The 22,973-nt window shown below is 69.6% G+C and carries 17 protein-coding genes, 2 tRNA genes and 2 pseudogenes; 10 read left to right on the forward strand and 11 right to left on the reverse strand.

Annotation, left to right across the window (positions count from 1 at the left end):
• Window positions 1-27: 27 nt before the first annotated feature.
• Window positions 28-309, forward strand: coding sequence for a hypothetical protein (locus tag ACZ6S4_RS14220; RefSeq protein WP_246595442.1), 282 nt, complete (start codon window positions 28-30; stop codon window positions 307-309).
• A gap of 139 nt (window positions 310-448) precedes the next feature.
• Window positions 449-811 (forward strand): WhiB family transcriptional regulator, encoded by a 363-nt coding sequence (locus tag ACZ6S4_RS14225; protein WP_360545029.1) that lies wholly within the window; start codon window positions 449-451, stop codon window positions 809-811.
• Between the two features lie 783 nt (window positions 812-1,594).
• Here ACZ6S4_RS14225 and ACZ6S4_RS14230 read toward each other — a convergent pair.
• The 4 genes from ACZ6S4_RS14230 to ACZ6S4_RS14245 form a co-directional block, all read right to left on the reverse strand.
• Window positions 1,595-2,110, reverse strand: coding sequence for a GNAT family N-acetyltransferase (locus ACZ6S4_RS14230; protein WP_465475324.1), 516 nt, complete (start codon window positions 2,108-2,110; stop codon window positions 1,595-1,597).
• Window positions 2,111-2,119: 9 nt separating this feature from the next.
• Entirely contained in the window at window positions 2,120-3,466 is a 1,347-nt protein-coding gene (locus ACZ6S4_RS14235) for an ABC1 kinase family protein (RefSeq protein WP_465475325.1), read from the reverse strand.
• A 155-nt stretch (window positions 3,467-3,621) separates the two neighbouring features.
• A complete protein-coding gene (locus ACZ6S4_RS14240; protein WP_465475326.1) occupies window positions 3,622-4,650 on the reverse strand; it encodes a ThiF family adenylyltransferase in 1,029 nt (342 codons plus the stop codon).
• Between the two features lie 240 nt (window positions 4,651-4,890).
• The gene (locus ACZ6S4_RS14245) at window positions 4,891-5,052 is read right to left on the reverse strand and encodes a DUF5679 domain-containing protein (protein WP_015625326.1); all 162 of its coding nucleotides are present in this window, start codon (window positions 5,050-5,052) and stop codon (window positions 4,891-4,893) included.
• A gap of 474 nt (window positions 5,053-5,526) precedes the next feature.
• On the opposite strand from ACZ6S4_RS14245, the gene ACZ6S4_RS14250 reads away from it, so the two are divergent.
• Window positions 5,527-6,060 carry a M48 metallopeptidase family protein gene (locus tag ACZ6S4_RS14250; RefSeq protein ID WP_465475327.1) on the forward strand — a complete coding sequence of 178 codons (534 nt, stop codon included), beginning with the start codon at window positions 5,527-5,529 and terminating at the stop codon, window positions 6,058-6,060.
• Window positions 6,061-6,271: 211 nt separating this feature from the next.
• The gene (locus tag ACZ6S4_RS14255; protein WP_465475328.1) at window positions 6,272-6,868 is read left to right on the forward strand and encodes a hypothetical protein; all 597 of its coding nucleotides are present in this window, start codon (window positions 6,272-6,274) and stop codon (window positions 6,866-6,868) included.
• Window positions 6,869-7,025: 157 nt separating this feature from the next.
• Here ACZ6S4_RS14255 and ACZ6S4_RS14260 read toward each other — a convergent pair whose 3' ends face one another.
• The gene (locus ACZ6S4_RS14260) at window positions 7,026-8,282 is read right to left on the reverse strand and encodes a zinc-dependent metalloprotease (protein ID WP_465475329.1); all 1,257 of its coding nucleotides are present in this window, start codon (window positions 8,280-8,282) and stop codon (window positions 7,026-7,028) included.
• 89 nt (window positions 8,283-8,371) lie between these two features.
• Here ACZ6S4_RS14260 and ACZ6S4_RS14265 point away from each other — a divergent pair, with 89 nt between their 5' ends.
• The 3 genes from ACZ6S4_RS14265 (at window position 8,372) to ACZ6S4_RS14275 (ending at window position 12,675) form a co-directional block, all read left to right on the forward strand.
• On the forward strand, window positions 8,372-9,400 hold the full coding sequence (locus ACZ6S4_RS14265; protein WP_465475330.1) for a YlbL family protein: 1,029 nt from the start codon (window positions 8,372-8,374) through the stop codon (window positions 9,398-9,400).
• A 107-nt stretch (window positions 9,401-9,507) separates the two neighbouring features.
• Window positions 9,508-12,483: a UPF0182 family membrane protein gene (locus ACZ6S4_RS14270; protein WP_465475331.1), complete on the forward strand. Its 2,976-nt coding sequence runs from the start codon at window positions 9,508-9,510 to the stop codon at window positions 12,481-12,483.
• Between the two features lie 118 nt (window positions 12,484-12,601).
• A tRNA-Met gene (locus tag ACZ6S4_RS14275) sits at window positions 12,602-12,675 on the forward strand.
• A gap of 153 nt (window positions 12,676-12,828) precedes the next feature.
• Here ACZ6S4_RS14275 and ACZ6S4_RS14280 read toward each other — a convergent pair.
• Window positions 12,829-14,883 carry a tetratricopeptide repeat protein gene (locus ACZ6S4_RS14280; RefSeq protein WP_465475332.1) on the reverse strand — a complete coding sequence of 685 codons (2,055 nt, stop codon included), beginning with the start codon at window positions 14,881-14,883 and terminating at the stop codon, window positions 12,829-12,831.
• Between the two features lie 328 nt (window positions 14,884-15,211).
• Here ACZ6S4_RS14280 and ACZ6S4_RS14285 point away from each other — a divergent pair, with 328 nt between their 5' ends.
• A complete protein-coding gene (locus ACZ6S4_RS14285; RefSeq protein ID WP_465475333.1) occupies window positions 15,212-15,352 on the forward strand; it encodes a hypothetical protein in 141 nt (46 codons plus the stop codon).
• A 13-nt stretch (window positions 15,353-15,365) separates the two neighbouring features.
• Here ACZ6S4_RS14285 and ACZ6S4_RS14290 read toward each other — a convergent pair whose 3' ends face one another.
• The 4 genes from ACZ6S4_RS14290 to ACZ6S4_RS14305 form a co-directional block, all read right to left on the reverse strand.
• Window positions 15,366-16,244 (reverse strand): alpha/beta hydrolase fold domain-containing protein, encoded by an 879-nt coding sequence (locus ACZ6S4_RS14290; RefSeq protein ID WP_465475334.1) that lies wholly within the window; start codon window positions 16,242-16,244, stop codon window positions 15,366-15,368.
• An 82-nt stretch (window positions 16,245-16,326) separates the two neighbouring features.
• Window positions 16,327-16,400: transfer RNA gene (locus tag ACZ6S4_RS14295), tRNA-Met, on the reverse strand.
• Window positions 16,401-16,432: 32 nt separating this feature from the next.
• Window positions 16,433-17,323 (reverse strand): DUF2199 domain-containing protein, encoded by an 891-nt coding sequence (locus ACZ6S4_RS14300; RefSeq protein ID WP_465475335.1) that lies wholly within the window; start codon window positions 17,321-17,323, stop codon window positions 16,433-16,435.
• A 69-nt stretch (window positions 17,324-17,392) separates the two neighbouring features.
• On the reverse strand, window positions 17,393-18,520 hold the full coding sequence (locus ACZ6S4_RS14305; RefSeq protein WP_465475336.1) for a lamin tail domain-containing protein: 1,128 nt from the start codon (window positions 18,518-18,520) through the stop codon (window positions 17,393-17,395).
• Between the two features lie 209 nt (window positions 18,521-18,729).
• Between ACZ6S4_RS14305 and ACZ6S4_RS14310 the strand changes: the two are divergent.
• Both ACZ6S4_RS14310 and ACZ6S4_RS14315 read left to right on the forward strand, forming a co-directional pair.
• Window positions 18,730-19,594, forward strand: a pseudogene (locus tag ACZ6S4_RS14310) (pentapeptide repeat-containing protein); the annotation flags it as partial.
• Window positions 19,572-20,552 (forward strand): annotated as a pseudogene (locus ACZ6S4_RS14315) (TerC family protein); the annotation flags it as partial. The pseudogenes ACZ6S4_RS14310 and ACZ6S4_RS14315, both read left to right, overlap by 23 nt.
• A gap of 211 nt (window positions 20,553-20,763) precedes the next feature.
• Here the strand turns inward: ACZ6S4_RS14315 and ACZ6S4_RS14320 are convergent.
• Entirely contained in the window at window positions 20,764-22,953 is a 2,190-nt protein-coding gene (locus ACZ6S4_RS14320) for an MMPL family transporter (RefSeq protein ID WP_465475337.1), read from the reverse strand.
• Window positions 22,954-22,973: the final 20 nt, after the last annotated feature.

Raw genomic sequence — 22,973 nt, forward strand, 5'->3', positions numbered from 1 at the left:
CGCAAGGCGATGGAGGAGGTGGCACCGGTGAAGCTCAACTACACGATCGAGCGACCGTCGACGCTGCTTGCTGCTGTCTGCGCTCCGTCCGTCTCGTGGCTGCCGGCATCCGCCCCCGTGGCGCTGCTGACCGCTGAGCGGGCTCCCGTTTCGCAGGCGCACCAGGTCCAGATCCAGGCCGAGCTGGTCCGGATCCTGGTTGATGTCGACGGAAGCAACGGGACCACTGGGTTCGTGGGCAGCAACGGCGTCGCCAAGCGCATGACGGCTGGTGCCAGCGGTGTCCCGCCTCGAGGAAGGCCGGTCTGAAAAGACCATCCGGCTCACCTCGAGGCCGCGGAACCCGTAACCGGGATCCGCGGCCTACTTTTTTGCCGGCTCACCGGCCGGTGCACGACCTGTATCGCGATCCAGAAGATCGAGAAGAAGAGAGAGGTGACCGGGCTTTATGAGTCTGGCGCTGGCCCCACTCGACGTGAGCGTCGAGCTCGAGGCAAACCTGCCCTGTCGGAAGTTCGACCCGGACCTTTGGTTCTCGGACTCCCCGGCCCAGCTGGAACTGGCCAAGTCGCTCTGCGGGGACTGCCCGCTGCGCGTCGAGTGCCTCGCCGGCGCGGTCGAGCGGAACGAGCCCTGGGGTGTCTGGGGCGGCGAGATCTTTGAGCGTGGCGCCGTCGTGCCGCGCAAGCGGCCCCGTGGCCGTCCCCGCAAGGTCGACGTCGCCCGCGACGCCGAGCTCCAGGTCGAGGTCGACGAGCGGCTCGCCGCGAACGGCCTCGAGTCCCGCAACTCGGTCCGCCTCGCGGCCTGAGACTTCCACCCACCAATTCCTGACCAGAGACGGAAAACACAGTCGTGAACACGAATGGACACTCGAAGGTGAAACTCATCCACGAAGCGCTCTCACGCGCACGAATGCGTCGGCCTCAGGCCGACCTTCACCCTGAGGCACACCGACCCGCCCGTCAGATCGCGATGGAGGCCCGGCACCGGGCTGCCCGTGAACTGGGTGGACGCCTCTGAGCAATGAACCCGATGGGCCCGTCCGCGCAACCCGCGGGCGGGCCCCCTTTCTTTTGCTCGCTCTCAGATCAAGATCTTCATTGCCACGGTCCCTCGGGGTTCGGGCCGTCGCTCCCGCGGGGACCGGTCGCTTCGCTCCCTGCCAGGTGCTTGCATGGTCGCGCTCGCCGGGCTGCGCCCGGCACCCCTTACCGAAGCCTGCGGCGTAGTCGTCCACGATGACGCCCGCGGCGACGAACAGCAGCCGGCCAGAACGACGCGGCGGCGGGCCCGCTTCGGGGCTGGTTCCGCTGGTGCCGGCGCGGTTTCGAGGAGGTCCTCATCGCCGCCGTCATCGACGCACCCACCGGCCGCCCGCCGCAGCACGTGCGGAGCCAGCCCCAGCTTGGTCGATGAGCTTGCCGTGCCCTGAGTCGGTGCCGGATCGTGGCTCGTTCGGCCGGATGGGTCGCGTAGTGGCGGACGGCCGCCGCGGCGAATACCGGTTGGATGCCCTCGAAGGCGATCCGGTTCGGGCGCCGGATCAGACCGGTGCGGGGTCACCAGGCCATCGCGGCGGCCAACCTCATGATCACGGGTGGGGCGTCAGGAGCTGGAACATGGCGTGGTCCTGCCATTCACCGGCGATCTTCAGGTATTTCGGGGCTGTGCCGAAGCGGATGAAGCCGTTGCGGGCGAGAACCTTCTGCGAGGCCGCGTTGTGCAACAGGGTGCCCGCTTCGATGCGGTGCAGCTTCAGGTCCGCGAAGGCAAGGCGGGCGATTTCGCGTACGGCGGCGGTCGCCAAGCCGCGGCCGTTCGCGGCCGCGACCACCCAGTAGCCCAGGTCGGCCGACTGGAACGGGCCGCGGACGATGCCGGTGAGCGTGATCCGGCCGACCACCTGACGCCCGTCGAGAATGACGTGCGGCAGGGTCGTGCCCTCGGCGAAGCCGCGCAGCATGTTGGTGATCACCTCTCGCTGACCCGTCTCGGTGAAGTAGCTCTCATCGCGCACCGGCTCCCACGGAGCGAGGAAGTCCCGGTTGTCCCGCAGGGCAGCGCTCAGCGCGGGCGCGTCCTCGAGGTGGATCAGCCGCGTGGTCACCGCAACGCGTCACGCGACCGGCGCGAAGCCCGGCAGCCACTTCTGCAGGATCGACCTGTACGGCGCCTGCGCCTCCAGCTGGCACAGCACGCCGATCGAGCCCAGCGTCACCCGGTGGATCAGCAGGTACGACGGCGGGAGGTTCAGTTTGCGGCTGAGCTGGAAGGCCGGTGACTTGGGGCTGGACAGCCGGGTCGCCTCGCCGCGGATCCAGGCGCGGGTGAAGCGGAACTCGTCGACCGCGACCGGCTCGATCATCGGGCGCAGGAAGGCGAGCACCGCCTCGGCGTCCAGCTCGTCGTCCGGCTTGATGAAGCCCTCGTCCCGCAGCCCTTCGGCCACCCCGTGGGCGTCGCCGTCGAGGGCGAGCCGGACCAGGCGGCCGATCGGTTCCGGGTGACCGCCGGGGAGCCGGGCCACCGCGCCGAAGTCGATGACGCCGAGCCGGCCGTCGGGCAGGATCCGGAAGTTGCCGGGGTGCGGGTCGGCGTGCAGCAGACCGGTCCGGGCCGGCGCCGAGAAGTGCAGCGTCGCCATCAGCCGGCCGGCTTCGTCGCGTTCCTCCTGGGTGCCCTCGCTGATCACCTTCGACAGCGGGATGCCCTCGACCCACTGGGTCACCAGCACCCGGGGCGCCGAGGCGACCACCCGCGGCACGAAGATCTCCGGATCGTCGGCGTAGCCGGCGGCGAAAGCGGTCTGGGCCTCCGCCTCCAGGGCGTAGTCGAGCTCCTCGGTGATCCGGTCGCGCAGCTCGGCGAGCAGCGGCTTCATGTCCATGCCGGGCTGAATGATCTTGAACATGCCGGCCAGCCGGCTGAGCTGCTTGAGATCGGCCAGCAGCGCCTCGCCGGCGCCCGGATATTGCACCTTGACCGCGACGTCGAGCGTCTTGGGCTTGGCGCCCTTGCGGCTGGGCGGCAGCTTCCACACCGCCCGGTGCACCTGGCCGATGCTGGCCGCGGCGGCCGGGCTGTCGTCGAACTCGGCGAACTTGTCCCGCCAGTCGGCACCGAGCTGCTCGGCGAGCGCCTTGTGCACGTTGGCCACCGGCATCGGCGGGGCGGCTTCCTGCAGCTTGGTGAGCGCCTGCCGATAGGGCCCGGCCATCTCCTCGGGCATCGCGGCCTCGAAGACCGACAGCGCCTGCCCGAACTTCATCGCCCCGCCCTTGAGCTGACCGAGGACGCTGAACAGCTGCTCGGCGGTGCGCTGCTGGATGTCGGCGGAGATCACGTCCGTCGCGATGCCCGTCACCCGCTTGCCGAGGCCGAGCACGGTGCGCCCGGCGAAGCCGAGGGGCAGCGCGGCGAGCTTGGCGGTGCGGGACGCTGCACGACGCGGGATGTCGGTCACCAGATCATTGTGACCGACGCGGCGCGGATCAACCGCTCCCGCGGCTGTTGTTCGAGCCGGGACGTGCCAAAAGTCCGATCACTGCCCATCAATGACGTCCCGCTGTGACCCACGCCTCCTCTCCGGCGATGGCCGGGCGGCGGAAGGGGTCCGGGTCAGCGGGGGCGGCTGCATCGGCAGGACGGGTGGGGTGGCCAGGTGCGGCGGCGGAGGTGGCCCGGGGCGGTGATGGCCACCTCCGCGCCGAGGGTCTGCGGGGTGCCTTCGTCGAGGTGGGTCAGGGCTTCCGCGGTGAGGTAGCCGACCGCCGCGAGCAGGGTGGCGACGCTGCACGGCTCAACGGTGACCGGTATCGGATCGGGGGCGGTCCGTGGCCAGGTGGAGTCGCGGTCGGCGCGGTGCAGGGCGATGCAGGCCGGGCACGGTGTGGCCGCGGGCAGAAGCAGCGGGCCGACGATCACCATGCCTTCGCGGATCGTCGCCGTGAGGTGGGGGCGGTTGCGGTGGGCGCTGGTGACGAGCGGCCGGGTGGCGGGGTGGTCGTGGGCCAGCTGGATCACCAGTGACGCTGCTCCCCGGCGTACCGGACGGGTCCGGGTTTGGGGCGCCGCGCGCTCGACGGCGGCCGCCACGGCCTCGGCCCGGGGTCGGCCGACGTCGGCCTCGGTGAGCGGGCCACCCGGGAGATCGTGGCTGGTCACCGTGCCGGACAGATCGGGGTGGACGTGGTTGACGCCGGCGGCGGCCAGGGCGACCGCGACGCCGGCGGCGAGACGGCCGGGGCCGGTGACGACGACCCGGGCCGCGGCGCGGCGGCGCAGCGTGCGGGCCGGTGAGGTGGTCGCTCCGGAGAAAGCCAGTGCGGCGGCCTCAGCGGTCAGCCGGGCCGGCATCGCCGGCGGGAACAGGCTCTGGGCGGGCACCACGAGCCCGGCCGCGTGCAGGGTGTCGAGCAGGGCGGCGGCCTCGTCGGGAGGCAGGCCGAGAGCGCCGGCCCGGGCCACGGCGAGCCGCTCGGAGCGGGAGCCGTCGAGCAGGTCGAGCAGGCGGGCCGCTCTCGGCTCCGGCAGATCGAGGAGTACGGCGTGAGCCGGATCGAGGCCCAGCTGGAGGGTGTGCGGGGTGCGCCAGATGCGGGGGAGCCCCGGCAGCAGGGTGGGCCGGGGTAGCGGCGTACGGCTCATGACATGACACGGTGTCACGACCTCGGCGCACAGCGGATTGGTTGTCCACAGGGTCCTACCGCCTGAGGGCAGGGTTATCCACAGGATTCTGCGAGTTATCCACAGGCGGGTGGGGGAGCGGCTCAATCACTTAACGTGTTGAGGCGGTAACTGGTTACGGACCCGTACGGGTGACAAGGGGTGTGAAAGCCGACGGGGGCGACCGAAATGGTCGCCCCCGTCCTTGCTTGTCAGGCGCGGTCAGGCCTTGGCCTTGCCCAGGATCCGGTTGACCGTCGTGCCACAGACCGGGCACTTGCCCTTGGCCATGTTCATGCCGGTCTTCGAGACCTCGACGGTGCCCTGGAAGTCGCGCTTCTCCTTGCACTTCACGCAGTAGCCGTTGTACGTGTTGTCGGCCACGATTCCTCCTCGTCATGTTGTCAGCCGGGTCGGCCCGGTGCCTGGCTCGCGGCGTCAGGCCGCGATCTGTGTTCGGCGCTGGACCGCTCCGCGACCACGTGAATGTGGCCACCCGCTCGGGGCGGTCACTACCCAGGTCGGGGCCTTTCCATGTCAGCGCAGCGTCGACTGTGTCGTCGACGGCCTGAGTGTGCCGGGCGAGATGATCCTTTTTAGGCACATACGGGTAGACACGCCGACGATTTACTCCAGGTCGCCTGAAACGGGACGTTTAACGCGGTCGGAGTATGGTCGTTTCTTCGGATACCGTGGGCCTTTCCGGCGGCCCCGGCGCGCGCGGAGAAATATTTTTCGGATTTACTGGGGCGTAGGTCACATTTTGGGAGCGTGTCGTTTCCCGTACCCTTGCGCTGACCTGGCCCTGACACATTAACGTCGCAATGTGAACCCCAAGCTGGGCCGCGCGAGCCGGTAATGGCCAGGACGCGCAAGCCTGTCGTCGAAGTGCGGCGCAGCCAGCGCCGGCGTCGCACGGTGTCCGCGTACCGGGAGGGCGAGCGCGTTGTCGTCCTGATTCCCGACCGGTTCTCCCGTGCCGAGGAGACCGAGTGGGTGGCGCGCATGCTCGAGCGCCTGGCCGCCCGCGAGGAACGCATCCGGCGTACGGACAGCGAACTGCTGATGCGGGCCCGCCGCCTGATCTCGCGCTACCTGCCGGACCACGCCGAGGACATCGTGCCCGCGAGCGTCCGCTGGGTGACCAACCAGAACGGCCGCTGGGGCTCCTGCACCCCGGACGACGCCACGATCCGCATCTCGCACCGGATCCAGGAGATGCCGGACTGGGTGATCGACTACGTGCTCCTGCACGAGCTGGCCCACCTGGTCGTCCCCAGCCACAACGCGCAGTTCTGGGAGCTGGTCAACCGCTACCCGAAGGCAGAACGCGCCCGCGGCTACCTGGAGGGCATCTCCGCCGCAACTGGTCTCGTCCTGGCCGACGACTGACCGGCAGGCGACCGCTGCGCCGCGGGGCTTGGGTCGCCGCCGGGCTTGCGCCGGGCCTCGGGGCTTGGGTCGGGCCGCCGGGCTTGGGTCGGGCCGCCGGGTTTGCGTCGGGCCACTGGGGTTGGGTCGGGCTGCTGGGCATGGGCCGGGCCACGGGCCGCCGGTCCACGGGCGTGCCGGGGCCGAGGTGTGCCGGGCTAGCCTTCGAGTCGTGACCAAACGTGTCGTGGTGGCGCTGCTGAATCCGGTGACCTGGAGCCCGCCCGGAACCGGGCTCGAGCAATGGCGCGCCGCCCTGGCCGAAGACGTCGTCGACCTCCTGGCCCGGCTGGCCCAGGCCGAGCCGGCGATCGCCGCCACCGCCGAGGACCTGGAGCTGGCCCGCGAGATCGCCTGGCCGGGCATGCCGATCTACGAGGTGCCCACGGCCACCGTGCTGCCCGTGCTCAAAGCGGCCGAGAAGGACGGCTACGACCAGGCCGCAGTCCTCGCCGCAGACGCCGCTGACGTCCCCGGCATGATTCTGGGCAAGCTCCTACGCCCCCTGAGCAGCAAACCCGTGGCAGTCGCCCCCACCGGCCAGGAGAGCGGCCTGCTGGCCCTCGCCACCAACCTCCCGGTCCCGGAATGGCTCACGGACACCGACCTGGACACGGCAACACCGATGACAGTGCGCAGAACCGCACCCCAACCGAGCCTCGTCGAGTCGACCGCGGAGTGGCGCCGGCTGCGGGGACCCTACGACCTGGCCACCCTGGACCCAGCCCTCGAAGGCTGGGAAAACACCAGAGCCATCCTGGGCGGCTGAGCAGGCGACCGAGAAAGACAGCACCGACCAAGCCGGACCACAACAGGGCTTGGGGGCAGACAGCAGAAAGCCGGATGGAAGCCATGCAACCACCCGGCAATCGGCGGGAGCGACGGTCAGTGCCATGCAACCAGGCACGACCTCCTGCTTTTGCTTGTTATTCGTTCTTGTCGGCACCCGAGCCGGTCTCGTCCGTCCCGCCCAGGTTGTCCAGCTCGGAGATGTCCCAATCAAGCTGAGCCCGAGCGAACTTCTGCGGATCGGCGAAGTCCTCGTCCGTCGGCAGCAGATCGGGGTGATCCCACAGCGCATCCCGCCCCGCGACCCCGCGGTGCTCGGTGACGGCAGCCCAGAGCGCCCCGGCCTCGCGCAGCCGCCGCGGCCGCAGCTCCAGGCCGACCAGCGCCGCGAAGGTCTGCTCCGCCGGTCCGCCGGCCGCGCGCCGGCGCCGGAACGCCTCGCCCAGCGCGGCCACCGACGGCAGCCGGTCGCCCGCCGCGCTGTCCACGACGTGGCCCACCCAGCCCTCGATCAGCGCGAGCGCCGTCTCCAGCCGGGCCAGGGAGGCCTTCTGCTGGGGCGTGTCCTCGGGCGTGAAGATGCCCTCGAGCGCCATCTGCTGCATCGACTCGGGGTCGGACGGGTCGACGCGGCTCATCGCCTCTTCGATCGCCTCCCGGTTGACCGTGATGCCGTTCGCATAGGTCTCGACCGCGTTCAGCACGTGCGCGCGCAACCACGGGACGTGCTGGAACAGCCGCTGGTGGGCTGCCTCGCGCAGCGCCACGTACAGCCGGACCTGGTCCTCCGGCAGCTCCAGGCCGTCGCCGTAGGTCTTGATGTTGGCCGGGACCAGCGCCGCGGTGCCGGCCGGGCCGAGCGGCAGGCCGATGTCGCCGGCCGAGAGGACCTCGGCCGCGAGCTGGCCGAGCGCCTGGCCGAGCTGGCCGCCGAAGAGGGCGCCACCGAGGGTGGCCACCATCGACTGCATCGGGCCCAGCTGGGCGCGGGCCTCCTCGGGCACCAGGTCACCCATGGCGCCCACCATGCGGCCCGCGATCGGGTCGCACAGCTTCTTCCACACTTCGAGGGTGTTGTAGACCCACTCGTTTCTGTTCCACGCGGTGGCGTCGCGGATGCCGGAGGGCAGCGCGGATGCGGGGTCGAGCCACAGGTCGGCGAGGCGCAGGGCCTCGGAGACCGCGTTGTGCTCGTACATGTTCACCGCGGGATCGCCGGTGGCGCTCAGCTGGCTGGCCGCCACTTGGCGGGCCAGATCCCAGTTGACCGGGCCACTGCCGGGCGCGGCGAACATCTGCTGCAGCTGATTCATGAACTGCTGCATCTGCTGCGGGTCGGAGGGGTCGGGCGGCTGGGCGCCCGGCAGGCTGAAGCCGAACGGGATATCAGGCACACCCCAACCGTACGCGCGTCAGGGCCCCTGGTGAGCAATGCCGGTGTCAGCTCAGAGAGAACTCAGGGTCGGTTGGTACGGTCACGCGCATGAGACGTCGCGGTGTCACGGTCATCCTCGGCGCCCTGATCACCGCACTGCTGGCAGTTGGTGTCATGGCCTTTCCCCTGCCCTACGTCGTGCTGAAGCCGGGGCCGACCGTCAACACGCTCGGTTCGGACAACGGCAAAGAGGTCATCCAGGTGACGAAGGCGGACACCTCGACCTCTGCGGGTCAGCTCCGGCTGACCACCGTAGGGGTCCAGCCGAGCGTGGAGCTGGTCTGGGCGATCCGCGGCTGGTTCAGCGACGAGCAGGCGGTCGTGCCGCGGGACCTGATCTACCCGCCGGACCGGAGTGAGCAGCAGGTCGAGGAGCAGAACGCCGAGGAGTTCAAGTCGTCGCAGTACAGCGCGGTGACCGTGGCGCTGCGTGAGCTCGGCTACCCGGTGCAGACCTTCGTCACCGAGGTGACCAAGGACGGCCCGTCGGTCGGCGTGTTGCAGAAGGACGACGTCATCACGACTGTCGACGGCACCCCCGTGACCAGCCCCGACAAGCTGACCCAGCTGGTGCAGGCCAAGCCCGCCGGCACGGCGCTGACGGTCGGCTACACCCGCGCCGGCAAGGCCGCCACCGCGGCCATCAAGACCAGGGCCGCCGAGGGCAGCAACACCCCGCGCATCGGCGTGGCCATCGACAAGAAGCAGCCGCACCCGTTCACCGTCGAGATCGACCTGGACGAGATCGGCGGGCCCAGCGCCGGGCTCATGTTCACTCTGGGCATCATCGACAAGCTACGGCCGGCCGATCTGACCGGCGGCAAGATCATCGCGGGTACGGGCACCATCGACGACGAGGGCAACGTGGGCCCGATCGGCGGCATCCCGCAGAAGCTGGTCGGCGCGAAGGACGCGGGCGCCAAGCTCTTCCTGGTGCCCGCCGACAACTGCGCCGAGGCGATGCGCAACGCTGTGCCCGGTCTGACCATGGCGGAGGTGGCCACGGTGGACGACGCGTTGACCGCCTTGCAGACCTTCACCTCTGGCGGCGCGCCGAAACCCTGCCCCGTGAAGTAACAATCGGCGCACCTGCCCCGGACGGAACAACGCAACACCGTAATGTGAAATACCGGTCCGACTTTGTGGGGTTCACGTTGGTCATGCGTAACAGTCCTCTACCGAGGATGAGCCGGCGCGGTCGCGTGACCGTCGGCGTCCTCGTCGGGGTCTTCCTTCTTTTCACGCTGCTCGGCTGGGGCATCGACGCGTACACCGATTACCTGTGGTACGACGAGGTCGACTTCACAGGTGTGTTCACCGGCGTACTGGTGACCCGGCTGCTGCTCTTCCTGGCCATCGGACTGCTGATGGCCCTGGTGATCGCAGCGAACCTGTATCTCGCCTACCGGCTCCGGCCGCTGCTGCGGCCGCACTCGGCCGAGCAGGCCACCCTCGAGCGCTACCGGATGGTGATCCAGCCGCGGCTCGGCACCTGGATCACGATCATCGCGGTGGTGATCGGCTTCTTCGCCGGCCTGTCCGCGCAGAGCCGCTGGAAGGACTGGATGCTCTTCCAGAACTCCCAGCCGTTCGGCGTCCGGGACCCCGAGCACAACGTGGACGTCGGCTTCTACATCTTCGAGTACCCGCTCTGGCGGTACGTGCTCGGCGTCGGCTTCACCACGATCGTGCTGTCGGTGCTGGGCGCGCTGGCCGTGCACTACATCTTCGGCGGTGTGCGCCTGCAGGGCGTCGGCGACCGGATGACCGCGGCCGCGCGGGCCCACCTGACTACCCTGGTGGCGTTCTTCGTGCTGCTCAAGGCGGTCGCGTACATCCTGGACCAGCGGGCGCTGCTGCTGGAGCAGCACGTCTCGCCCGGCCTGTACGGCGCCGGCTACACCGACGTCAACGCGTTGCTGCCGGCCAAGGAGATCCTGGCCTACATCTCGATCGTGGTGGCCATCGCGATCGTCGTGTTCTCCAACGCGGTGATGCGAAATCTGGTGTGGCCGGGCGTCTCGCTGGCCCTGCTGGCCATCTCCGCGGTCGCGATCGGCGGCATCTACCCGCTGGCGGTCCAGAACTTCCAGGTCAAGCCGAGCCTGGCGGACAAGGAGGCGCCGTACATCGCCCGGTCGATCGAGGCCACCAGGGCGGCGTTCGGGATCGCCGACACGGAGATCCGGCCGTACGCGGCGTCCACTACGGTGCCACCGGCGACGATGGCGTCCGACACCAGCGCCCAGAACGTACGGCTGATCGACCCGCAGCTGGTCTCCGAGGCCTACACCCAGCAGCAGCAGGTCCGGGGTTTCTACGACTTCGGTCCCAAGCTGGACGTGGACCGCTACACGCTGACCAACAACAAGCCGCAGGACTACGTGGTCGGCGTCCGCGAGATCAACGACAACGCGCTGACCACCCAGCAGCAGAACTGGCTGAACCGGCACACGGTCTTCACCCACGGGTACGGCATGGTGGCGGCTCCCGCCAACCAGGTCGTCTGCGGTGGCCTGCCGTACTTCGTCTCCGGCTTCCTCGGCGACGACCAGCAGCCGGGCTGCGCCTCGGGCTCCGAGGAGATCAAGGTCGACCAGCCCCGGGTGTACTTCGGCGAGCAGTCGACCGAGTACGCCATCGTCGGGCAGGCGGACGCGAACAAGAAGACCGAGTTCGACCGTCCGCAGCCCGACAACAACAACGCCGAGGAGCGCTACACCTACGAGGGCACCGGCGGCGTGCCGATCGGGTCGTTCCTCCGCCGGCTGGTCTTCGCGATCAAGAACACCGAGAGCAACTTCCTGCTCTCCGACGCGGTCAACAAGGACTCGCGGCTGATGTACGTGCGTGACCCGCGCTCCCGGGTGGAGAAGGTCGCGCCGTTCCTGACCATCGACGGCGATCCGTACCCGGCTGTGGTCGACGGGCGGATCAAGTGGATCCTCGACGGGTACACGACCGCGGCGACGTACCCGTACGCGCAGCGGATCAACCTGCAGGAGGAGACGACCGACGAGCTCACCAACCGGGGCACGGTCGCGCTCGCCCGGGACAACATCAACTACATGCGCAACTCGGTGAAGGCGACCGTCGACGCGTACGACGGCACGGTCACCCTGTACGAGTTCGACGAGCAGGACCCCGTCCTCAAGGCCTGGAACAAGGCGTTCGGCGGCAAGCTGATCACCCCCAAGGCCCAGACGCCGGCCTCGCTCGCCGCGCACTTCCGCTACCCGGCGGACATGTTCAAGGTGCAGCGCAACCTGCTGGCCCGGTTCCACGTCACGCAGCCGGCCGAGTACTTCAGTGGCCAGGACTTCTGGCAGGTACCGAACGTGCCCGACGACCCGGACAGCGGCGTCAAGCAGCCGCCGTTCTACCTGAACGTGCAACTGCCCGGGCAGGACAGCACCCGCTTCCAGCTCACCTCGGCGGTCACCCCGAACAACCGCGACAACCTGGCGGCGCTGATCTCCGGGTCGTACGTCGACAACAAGCCCCGGCTGGAAGTCCTGGAGCTGCCGGACCAGACAGCGATCCAGGGCCCGGTCCAGGTGCACCAGCGCATGACCAACAACGCGACGGTGCGTTCGGAACTGACCCTGCTGTCCAACAGCAACCAGTCCCAGGTGCTGTTCGGCAACCTGATCTCGCTACCGGTCGGCGACGGCATGCTGTACGTCGAGCCGGTGTACGTCAAGAGCGGGCAACAGGACGCCGTACCGCTGCTCCAGAAGGTCCTGATGTCCTACGGCGACGGCGGCACGTACGTGGTGCTGGCCAACAACCTCAAGGACGGCCTGGACAAGCTGGTTGCCCAGGGCAAGAGCAACCAGCCCCCGACGAACACGCCACCGGCGAACACGCCGCCGGCCAACACGCCCCCGAACACGGGCAACGGGCAGCCCCCGCTGAGCGGCCAGCTGGCCCAGGCGGCGGCGGCCCTGGACAAGGCCATCGCGGACGTCAAGACGGCCCAGGCATCCGGCGACTTCGTCCGGTACGGCCAGGCCCTGCAAGCCCTGGACACGGCGATGACCAACTTCCAGAACGCGCAGAAGGCGGCGGGCACGACGCCGACAACGGGACCCTCGGTCCCGCCGTCGACACCACCGTCCGGCGCACCATCGGCGCCGGCCCCGACACCAAGCGGCTGACCAGGTGACATGGTGCGCGGCCCGCCGGGTTACCGGCGGGCCGCGCGCATGTGTGGGGCAGGTTACGGGGGGTCGTTTTGCATGCGGAGCGGCCCGCAGGCTAGGGTTGAGCTACCGACGCGGGGTGGAGCAGCTCGGTAGCTCGCTGGGCTCATAACCCAGAGGTCGCAGGTTCAAATCCTGTCCCCGCTACGAGTCTGGGAGTCCCTCATCCGCATACAGCGCGGATGGGGGACTCTTTCGCATGTCTGCCTGGGGGGCCGAGCCCCCCAGACCCCACGGTGCGGTTGTTGCGCCTGCTGCGCCGGTTGCTTGTTGCTGCGGCGGTTGCTGGCGGGGCTCCGGTCATGTTGACCAGAGTTCTATTTCGCGCTGGAGCGTCTGCAGGTCTTGGGCGGTGTACGTGGGGCCGCTGGTCAGCTGTGTTACGTCTTCGAGCAGCTCGCGCATGAGACGGGCGGCGTCGGCTGGGCGGTCCAGGCGGGCGTGCAGATCCGCGAAGTCGAAACGGGATTCGAGCGTTTCCCGGTGGTCCGGTCCGAGGACGCGCGTCTGCACAGTGATGAGCTGCTGGTACCGCGAGAGTGCTTCATCGGCTGCGCCGGTTTCTGCGAGATTGTTGATCAGGGACGTCTCCACTTCCCAGGTGCGGTCATGGTCTGTGCCGAACACTCTGAGGTAGTCGCTGAGCAGGGCGCGGAGATCATCTGTGGCATCGGGCGGCGCCGCGTTGCTCGCCAGATTCGCCAGTGCCAGCCGGGTGTTCAGGGTGTCCTGGTGGTCCGCACCGAAGAGATCCAGATAACTGTTCTTCAGATCGTCCAGCATCGAGACCGCCGCCTCGGTCTCTCCCAACGCGCTTCGCCAGATGGCGATGCCGTGTCTGGTTGCGAGGGTGTTCAGGTCTTCCGGGCCCAGCACCCGGTGCCGAATTTCCAGCAGGCTGACAAGGTCGGCCAACGCACCCTCGGCGTTCCCGGCGCGACCGCGCGACCACGCGAGGTTGTTGCGAACCGTCAGGGTGTCGGGGTGTTCCGCGCCGAGTCGTTGCTCCGCCTCGCCAAGCAGCTCACTCCAGTAGTCGACGGCCTCGGCGAAGAGGCCGTCGCGCGTGAGGCTGTTACCCGCGCGGAACACCACCTGATGCAGATTGTCGCCCCAAACCGCGCTCTCTGTCCCTTGCCGCACTGCGGCGACGTTCTCCCGCAAAAGTTGGATCAGCGGACGGTCGTGCTCGTCCTCCGGCCAGTTCTGCTCGAGCGCGTCGACGGCTGCCGTGGCCGCGTCCAGACACCGCGAGGGATGAGCCTCGCGCACCGCCCGCTGGAGCAACTGGTGCACGCGCACGACGCGCCGCGGTTCCTCGTCGATTCTGGCCAGGCTGAACCGTTCCAGGCCGGAGAGCCCGTCCAGGACGTCGTCGGCGGGGGTTTCCCGGCCGCGGCGCTGAGCGACCAGCGCCCGGACGGGGTCACTGGTGAAGATGTCCACCGGAATGCCGTTGGGGTACAGCACGGCAGCCACTTCGAGCAGCGGCCCGGCGACCCCGGAGGGCTCGTGATGATTCGCATCTCGCGCCGACATCGCCCACAGCGAGGTCACGCCGGTGCGTGACGGATCATCGGGATCGAGCACCTCGAGCCGGCGGGCGTGCAGCCGGCCGAGGAACTGTTCGCCGTCCAGATGTAAATCGATCATGTACGCGGCGGCCAGATCCAGGGCTAGGGGCAGATAGCCGAGCGCGGCCGCGACCCGGTCCGGGTCGTCGGCCGCCTCGGTACCGAGCCTCTCGACGAGGAAGCGTCGTGCCTCGGCCGGAGCGAATTCCTCGACCCGCACCGTGATGCGGCCGTTGTTCCTCAGGATGGAGTCCACGCGTCGGGTAGTCACCAGAACGTTGCCGTTGCCGGCGGGAGGCCAGAGGCCGCTGATGTCCGCCGGGTCCTGCAGGTCGTCAAAGATGATCAGCCATCGCGGGCAACTGGGCTCGGCCAGCTTGGCCAGGATCCGGACGGGACTTGCACTCGGCTCCAGGCCGAGGGCGTCCGCCAGGTCGGCATACGCACTGACTATCGCGGTTCGCGAGGTTGCCGTCAGCCACAGCACAACGTCCGCTGCCTTCGCGCGCCATGCGTCATCGACGAGCTTGGCGGCGATCTGGGTCTTACCGACACCGCCGGTTCCCTGGATCACGAACGTGCGGCCGGTGTCGTTGATGACGTCCACCCTGGTGGTGGCCGCCCGGCGCTGGTAGGCGTCGGCAGGCGGCACGATCGGCCCCAGCCACGTCGGCGACAGCTCGATCAGCTCGATGTTTCGTAGCATCCGGTCGTAGTGGCGGCGCCAGTCGTCCAGATCCAGTTCGAGGTGCTCCGCGGACTGATGGATGGCCCTGACCACACTTTCTCGATGAAATCCCAATTGAGAGCATGGCCGTTGGCAAGCCGGTCGTGAATGGTCGAGTGGGGTATGTGGGTCGTCCGGGCGAGGTCTCTAAAGGATGGATTGCCGCACTGACTCCGCCACAGGCGAAGTCGCGCGGCGTAGCCTTTTCGGGGATCGGCGGGCCGGGGAGACATCTCTCTATGTAACCGCCTGGCTCCTCTGTGTGTCGACCCGTGGTCCCGTCCGGGTTTGTCCAGTGCGATCGCGGACACGAGTACGTCCATCAACCTGAATGAGTCTCAGGTCATTTCATGTCATTCAGGTTGATCTCCAGGAGTTCCTCATGTGGATGCCCGACCCGGTCACCGCACTCGATCTAGCCGCGGCTCTGCTCAGCGCCATCGCAGCCGCCCTCTCCATCGCCCGACTGGTCCGGCCGAAGGGCCGTCAGGACGACCGTTCCGACGACGATGACCCGGCGTAGGTGCCCGACCCGGTCAGGTGAGGCTTTTGCGGATGTGCCCGGCGATCGCTTCGCGGCCCTGCTTGGCTTCCGGTACGGGCAGCAGCGGGTAGACGTGGATGGCCCCTGGCTCCTCGTGGTACGTGAGCGGGGTTCCGGGGGCTGTACGGTCCCTCAGTGCTCGGCAGTCGGGCAGGGTTATGTCCCGGGTGCCCACGAGGACCTGGATCGGTGGTAGGTCGTCCAGGCGGCCGTACAGGGGGCTCAGACGGGGGTCGGTCAGGGGGACGTCGCCGGCCCAGGAGGCGGCGATCGGGTGCAGGCCGGCTCGGGTCAGCCAGGGGTCGGTGCGTTCCACCGCCGGGATGTCCGGGTTGGACATGGTCAGGTCCAGCCAGGGGGCGATCGTGGTCAGGCCTGCCACCGGGCGGTGCGGGTCGTCGGCGAATGCCTGGGCTGCCAGCAGGGCCAGGCCGCCGCCGGCTGAGTCGCCGGCCAGGTAGCAGCGGCGGTCGTGCGGGGACAGGTCCTTGATCAGCGTGGTGACCAGGTCCAGGGCTTCCAGGGCGTGGTGCTGCGGGGCCAGGCCGTAGATCGGGACGTGGACGTCGTAGCCGGTCTGTTCGGCCAGGTGGGCCACCAGCGCCCAGTGCTCGCGGACGATCTCGCTGGTGTACGCGCCGCCGTGCAGGTAGATGACGGCGTGCTCCGATGGGCCGGTGGCGGCTCGGCGGGAGCGCACCACGTACACGTCGTGGTTGTTGACCGTGCGGTGGGCCACGACGCAGCGCTTGCGGATCGTCGGCGGTGGGGCCGACGGGCCCTTCTTCTTGGCCAGCACCGCGCGGCCGGCGGCCTCGGTGGCGAATCTGCGCTTGTAGGCGACACGGACGAATGCCGCTACGCCCTTCATCTGCCAACTCGACAAACCGACTCCCAAAGGCTCTCATGCGAAACGGCCCGCCAGATGATCTCTGACGGGCCGTTCTGCTTTGTAGCGGGGACAGGATTTGAACCTGCGACCTCTGGGTTATGAGCCCAGCGAGCTACCGAGCTGCTCCACCCCGCGTCGGCTTCATAAAGCTAGCACGAGGCCGGCCGTCAGCCTTTCTCGGGGCGGACCGAGCGCCACACGTGCTGGGCCCAGGGCAGGTCGGCCGGGTCGTCGTAGACGCAGACCAGGTGCAGGACGTCGCCTGGGATCGCGACGTAGCCGTGCAGGTTGTGCAGGATGCGGCCGTCGCCCAGGGCGGGGCGCCAGAAGGCGTACCGGAGGGTCTCGTCCGTGGTCTCGGTGAGCTCGCCGTCGCGGTCCCGTGGCGCGTCCGCGGTGAGGTCGCGGATCACGTCGGCCGGCGGCGAGCCGGCGGGCGGGCCCAGCGGGTCGAGGTGCACCGTGCGGCCGGGGCCGGTGAAGTAGATCCGGTCCTCGTGCCGGCGCAGCTCCAAGCCCGCTGAGCGGTCCAGCGACCAGCGTGTGGTGATCCGCTGCCGGACCGGGGTCGGCAGGGCGTACGTGAGCCGGCTCAGCACGTCGTCGCGGTCCCACTCGTCGTGCAGAATCCGGTGCATCAGGGTGCCCTCGTCGGCGACCAGGTACGGGATCGAATCCGCCTCGCGGACCTCGGCCCGGGCCGGCGCGCCCAGCATCTCCGCCCACGGCTGTACGGCGTTCGCCACCGTTCCCTCGAGGCGCAGGTCCGCGTATTCCTGGGCCTCCCAGATCTCGCTCGCGTGCCGCAGCATCGGCGCGGGGACCCGCAGCCACACCGAGTATTCGAGGGTGCCGCCGCCGGTCAGGCGGACCGGCATCAGGCAGCGGACGAACGCGCCGATGCCCTCGGCCGCCCGCAGGTGTTCGTTGCCCCAGGTCGCCTCGCGTTCCGGCGGGGTGAGCGCGAGCATCGGGTCCGGCCAGGTGGAGCGGACCGCGAAGTCGACCGGGGACAGGGCTCCCCCGCAGCAGGAGCAGTCGGGCAGATGATCAGGCACTCGGGCACCCTACCCAGCACGACGGCCCTCCGGCGGGGAAGCCGGAGGGCCGTCAGCGCGTACGGGGGCTCAGCAGTAGGTCTGGTTCTTGTTGCTGGTCCACCGGCAGGAGTCGATCGACTTGCCGCTGGGGCTGCGCAGGTACGCCGTGTCGCCGGAGTTGTTCCAGACGTAGCTGGTCCGGTTCCAGTAGCGGTGGCCGCTGTCCGGCCGGCCCTTGGTGCCCTTGCCGCTGTGCACGTAGACGGTCTTGCCGGCGCCGAGCTTGTGGTCGGTCGAGACGGTGTAGACGTGCCCGGCGGCGTCGCGGATCGTCCAGCCCTTGAGGTTGACCGTCTTGCCGGTGCGGTTGGTCAGCCGGACGTACTCCGCGTTGAGGCTGGTGTTGCTGCCGTTGTCGGTGCCCGGCGAGTTGTAGACGATCTTGGTGAACTGCACGTCGCCGGCCTTGGGTGCGGGCGTCGTGGGCGTGCCCGGGGTGGTGGGCGTCGGGGTCGGCGTGGTGGGAGTCGGGGTCGGCGTGGTCGGGGTGGACCCGCCGCCGCTGCCGCTTCCGCTGCCGACGTTCAGCGTCACCGTCTCGGTGCGCCCGGCCAGCAGGTTGTTGTCGGGCTCGGCGTCGATCACCGCGCGGTACGACTTCGTCCCGGTGCCCTGACCGGTCAGCGTCGTCGTGTAGACCGAGGCGTCGCCGACGGTCTGGCCGCCCGCGATGTCCGTCCAGGTGCCGTCGTTGTTGCGCTGGATGTGCACCGCCAGACCCGGCTGGGTCGGGTTGGCCGACACGGTGACGTCGACGGTGCCGTTCGAGGCGCTCATCGTCATGGTCGGCACGATGCCCATCGCCACCGAGATGCGGCTGGACGCGACGCCGTTGGCCACGACGTAGAAGCGGAAGCCGGAGTCCAGGATGCGGCTCAGCTGGTACGTGCCCGAGCCGGAGGCGATCGTCGACACGTAACCGCCGTGGTCGTAGTCCGGCGACTTGTAGAAGTCGTTGAAGACGTACGCCGATTCGTAGAGCTCCACCGTCGAGCCCGCGGGGGCCGTACCGGTGATGGTGATCGGGCCGTAGCCGTTGCGGCTGGCCGGTGCCGAGATCGTCGGCGCCGCGTCGGCGGCGCTCGCGGGGGCGGCCAGGCCGAGGGCGGCGACGCAGCCGATCGCGGTCAGGACCGCCGTCTTCCGTGCACGCATCAGCAAGTTCTCCTCGTAGCTGTGGGGATTTACGCAGCGTAGTGAAGATGACAAAGCGTAGTCACCCGTACGGACGGACCCGGTTATCACCTGGACGGATGAGTGGGGTGGCAACTCTGAGTTACTTTCGGTCAAGTGGCGCAGTGACGGCAGGTAACCGCCATGTCGGACTCGGCGGCCGAAAGACGGCTCGGTATACGGTCGGAGCCGTGTTGACCTCCGAGCAGCTGCGGGCGGACTGCGGGCGGTGCGCCGGCCTGTGCTGCGTCGCGCCGGCCTTCGCCAAGTCGTCCGACTTCGCCATCGACAAGCCGGCCGGCAAGCCGTGCCCGAATCTGGCCGACGACTTCCGCTGCGGCATCCACGACCGGCTCCACGAGCGCGGCTTCCCCGGCTGCGTCGTCTTCGACTGCTTCGGCGCCGGGCAGCAGGTCACCCAGGTGACCTTCGGCGGCCGCGAGTGGCGCGGCACGCCCGGCATCGCCGGGCAGATGTTCGCGGTGCTGCCGGTGATGCGCCAGCTGCACGAGCTGCTCTGGTACGTGACCAAGGCGCTGGAGCTGACAGCGGCGCGCCGGCTGCACCCGAAACTGCGCACGGCTCTCGACGAGACCACGGCACTCACCACCGGCACGCCACAGGAGCTGCTCGCCCTGGACGTCGACGCCCACCGGCGGCGGGTCAACCCGCTGTTGCAGCAGGCCAGTGAGCTGGCCCGGGCCGGGGTCGGCGGGCGCCGCCCGGACCACCGCGGCGCCAACCTCATCGGTCGCCGGCTCAGGGGCGCCGATCTGCGCGGCGCGAGCCTTCGCGGAGCTCTGCTGATCGGTGCGGACCTGCGCGGATCCGATCTGCGCTCGGCCGACGTCACCGGCGCCGACCTGCGCGGGGCGGACCTGCGCGGCGCCGACCTGACCGGGACGCTGTTCCTCACCGAGGCCCAGCTGAAAGCCGCCGTGACGGACGCCACGACCAAGGTCCGGTGACGCCGGTCGTCCCCCTAGGATGATGGATCTCGCCGATCGACCGAGACTCCGTGGAGCGTGGTGGCATGCAGGTGTCCGGCCTGGTCTGGACCTTGACCGTGGTGGGGATCCTCGGGCTCGTCGTCTTCGACTTCTACTTCCACGTCCGCCGCGCGCACATCCCGTCGCTGCGCGAGGCCGGGGCCTGGTCCGCGGTCTACGTCGGCCTGGCGATCGTCTTCGGCTTCGGGGTGCTCATCTTCGGCGGCCGCGACATGGGCGCGGAGTACTTCGCGGGCTGGGTGACCGAGAAGGCTCTGTCGGTCGACAACCTCTTCGTCTTCCTGGTGCTGCTCAACAGCTTCAAAGTGCCGCGCGCCGACCAGCAGAAGGTGCTGCTCTTCGGCATCGTCTTCTCGCTGATCGCCCGGACCGGCTTCATCTTCCTGGGCGCGGCGCTGATCAACTCGTTCGCCTGGGTCTTCTACCTGTTCGGCCTGATCCTGCTGATCACCGCCGGCAACCTGCTCAAGGGTGACGAGAGCGAGGGCCGGTCGGCCGACAACGTCATCATCCGGCTCGCCCGGCGCTTCCTGCGCACCTCGGACGACTACGACGGCGACAAGCTGTTCACCGTCCAGGACGGCAAGCGGGTGCTGACCCCGATGCTGCTGGTCATGGTGGCGATCGGCGGCACCGACATCCTGTTCGCGCTGGACTCGATCCCGGCCATCTTCGGCCTCACCCAGAGCGTCTACCTGGTCTTCACGGCCACGGCGTTCTCGCTGCTGGGGCTGCGCCAGCTCTACTTCCTGCTGGACGGGCTGCTGGACCGGCTCATCTACCTCTCGTACGGGCTGGCCGCGATCCTGGCCTTCATCGGCGTGAAACTGATCCTGCACGCCCTGCACGAGAACAATGTGCCGTTCATCAACGGCGGCGAGCACATCGACGTGGTCGAGATCAGTACGGGCGCCTCGCTGGCCTTCATCATCGGCGTGCTGATCATCACGGTGATCGCGTCGCTGCTCAGCCCCAAGGGCCGGGCGCAGACGTACGTCGCCGCGGCGCGGCGGCACGCGACCGAGTTCCTCGACATCGAGACCGACCCGCACTACTGCGACGAGATCTACCACAAGCTGCTCGACGAGGAGGCCCACCTCAAGCGGCTGCCGGAGAAGTACCGGGCCCGGATCCGCCAGGAGGACGAGCTGATGAACCTGCTGCGCCGGGCGCACCGGGTGCACGACGAGCGGGTCACCGCCGGCACCTGCTTCGTCAGAGTCTGACCAGCTCGGGGGCGTCGGCCGGCTCCGGCCGGGGCAGGCTGTCGCCCTCGATGTCCACCCGCGGCGTGATCCGGTCCAGCCAGCGCGGGAAGGCCCAGGCCCGGCGGCCCAGCAGGGTCAGCACGGCGGGCACCAGCGTCATCCGTACGACGAACGCGTCGATGAGCACGCCGAGGGCCAGCCCGAAGCCGATCGCCTTGATGGTCGGGTCGTCGATCAGCACGAACCCGCCGAAGACGGCCGCCATGATCAGCGCCGCGGCCGTCACCACCCGGGCGCCGTGCCCGACCCCCGCCACGGTCGCCGCGGTCGCGGTCGCGTCACTCGGGGACCCGGCGTGCACGAAGTCCTCGCGTACGCGGGAGACGATGAACACCTCGTAGTCCATGGCCAGCCCGAACAGCACCCCGGTCATGATGATCGGCAGGAAGCTGACCAGCGGCCCCGGACGGTCCACGCCGAACAGGTCCGCCGCCCGGCCGAGCTGGAAGACCGCGACCGTGATGCCGAAGGTGGCCCCCGTGGTCAGCAGGAAACCGGCCGCCGCCTTCAACGGCACCAGCACCGAGCGGAACGCCAGCAGCAGCAACAGGAACGACAGCCCTATCACCACGCCCAGGTAGCGGGGCAGGGCCGCGGTGAGCTTCTGCGACACGTCGACGCCGACGGCGGTCGTGCCGGTGACGGCCACGCTGGTGCTGCCGCCGGCCAGCAGGGCGACCGAGTCGCGCAGGGCGTGGACCAGCTGCGCGGTCTCCGCACTGCTCGGACCGCCGGCCGGGGTGACCACCACGACCTGGGTGGTGCCCGCGGCGTTGGCCGGCCCGGGGCTGACCGCGGCGACGTCGGGGAGCTTGCGGGCCGCGGCGGTCACCCGGCCGGCCAGCGACGACACGGTGTCGCGCGGGCCCCGGATCACCATCAGCAGCGGACCGTTGGCGCCGGCCCCGAAGGCGGCGGTGGTCAGGTCGTACGCGATCCGCTGGTGGGAGCCGGCCGGCGCGGTCCCGTTGTCCGGCAGCGCCAGCCGCATGTCCCGGACCGGCACGCTGAGCACGCCCAGCCCGCCGACGACCACGATCACCACCGGCACCCGGAACCGGGTCACCCAGCGCGCCCAGGTGAAGCCGAAGCCGTCCTCGCCCGCCCGCCGCGCGTGCACGCCACGGTTGCGCAGACCGCGCGGCAACACCCGGCCCCCGGCGAAGCCCAGCACGGCGGGCAGCAGCGAGAGCGCCACCAGTACGGCGGTGAGCACGGTCCCAGCGGCGGCGAGACCCATCGCGGTCAGGAACGGGACCCCGACCAGGCTGAGCCCGGCCAGCGCGATCACCACCGTGGCCCCGGCGAACGTCACCGCCGAACCCGCGGTCGCGGTGGCCCGGGCGACCGACTCCTCGGCGGCCATCCCGGCGGCGAGCTGGGTCCGGTGCCGGGAGCCGATGAACAGCGCGTAGTCGATGCCCACGGCCAGGCCCAGCATCAGCGCGAGCACCGGGGCGGTCGACGACACCTCGACCACGGCCGTCACCAGCAGCAGGCCGCACATGCCCGCGACCACCCCGATCAGGGCGGTCAGCAGCGTCATCCCGGCGGCCACCAGCGAGCCGAAGGTGACCACCAGGACCAGGGCGGCCACCGCCACCCCGATCACCTCGGTCGCGCCGATCTCCGGTCCGCCGCCGCTCACCCCGCCCGGGACCACCCGCGGGCGCTGGTCCGTGCCGCCGGACGCCAGCGTGTCGAAGGCCTCCCGGTCAGCGGCCGAGAGGTCGTCCGCGCCCTTGGTGTACTGCACGCTGATCAGGCCGATCGTGCCGGACCGGTCGATCCGCGCGGAGGCGTAGGGATCCACCACGGCGACGACACCGGGCAGCTTCGCGGCCTGCGCCACCACGTCGGCCACGGCGGCCCGGGTGATCGCATCCTGCAGCTGCGTGCCGGCAGGCGCCTGGACGACCACGGTGAGCGCGGCGCCGCCGGCATCGGGCAGGTCCCGCTTGAGGGCGTCCAGGGCCTCCTGCGACTCCGTGCCCGGGATGGTGAAGGTGTCCACCGTCTTGCCGCCGAGCGTCAGCGCACCGGCGGCCAGCAGGAGCAGGATCAGCGCCCAGAGGCCGGCCACCAACCGCCGGCGCCGGAACGAGAAACGGCCGAGGCGGTACAGCAGCTGGGCCATGGTGACGCTGTCCGATCTGC

Source organism: Actinoplanes sp. NPDC051405 (assembly GCF_055586185.1).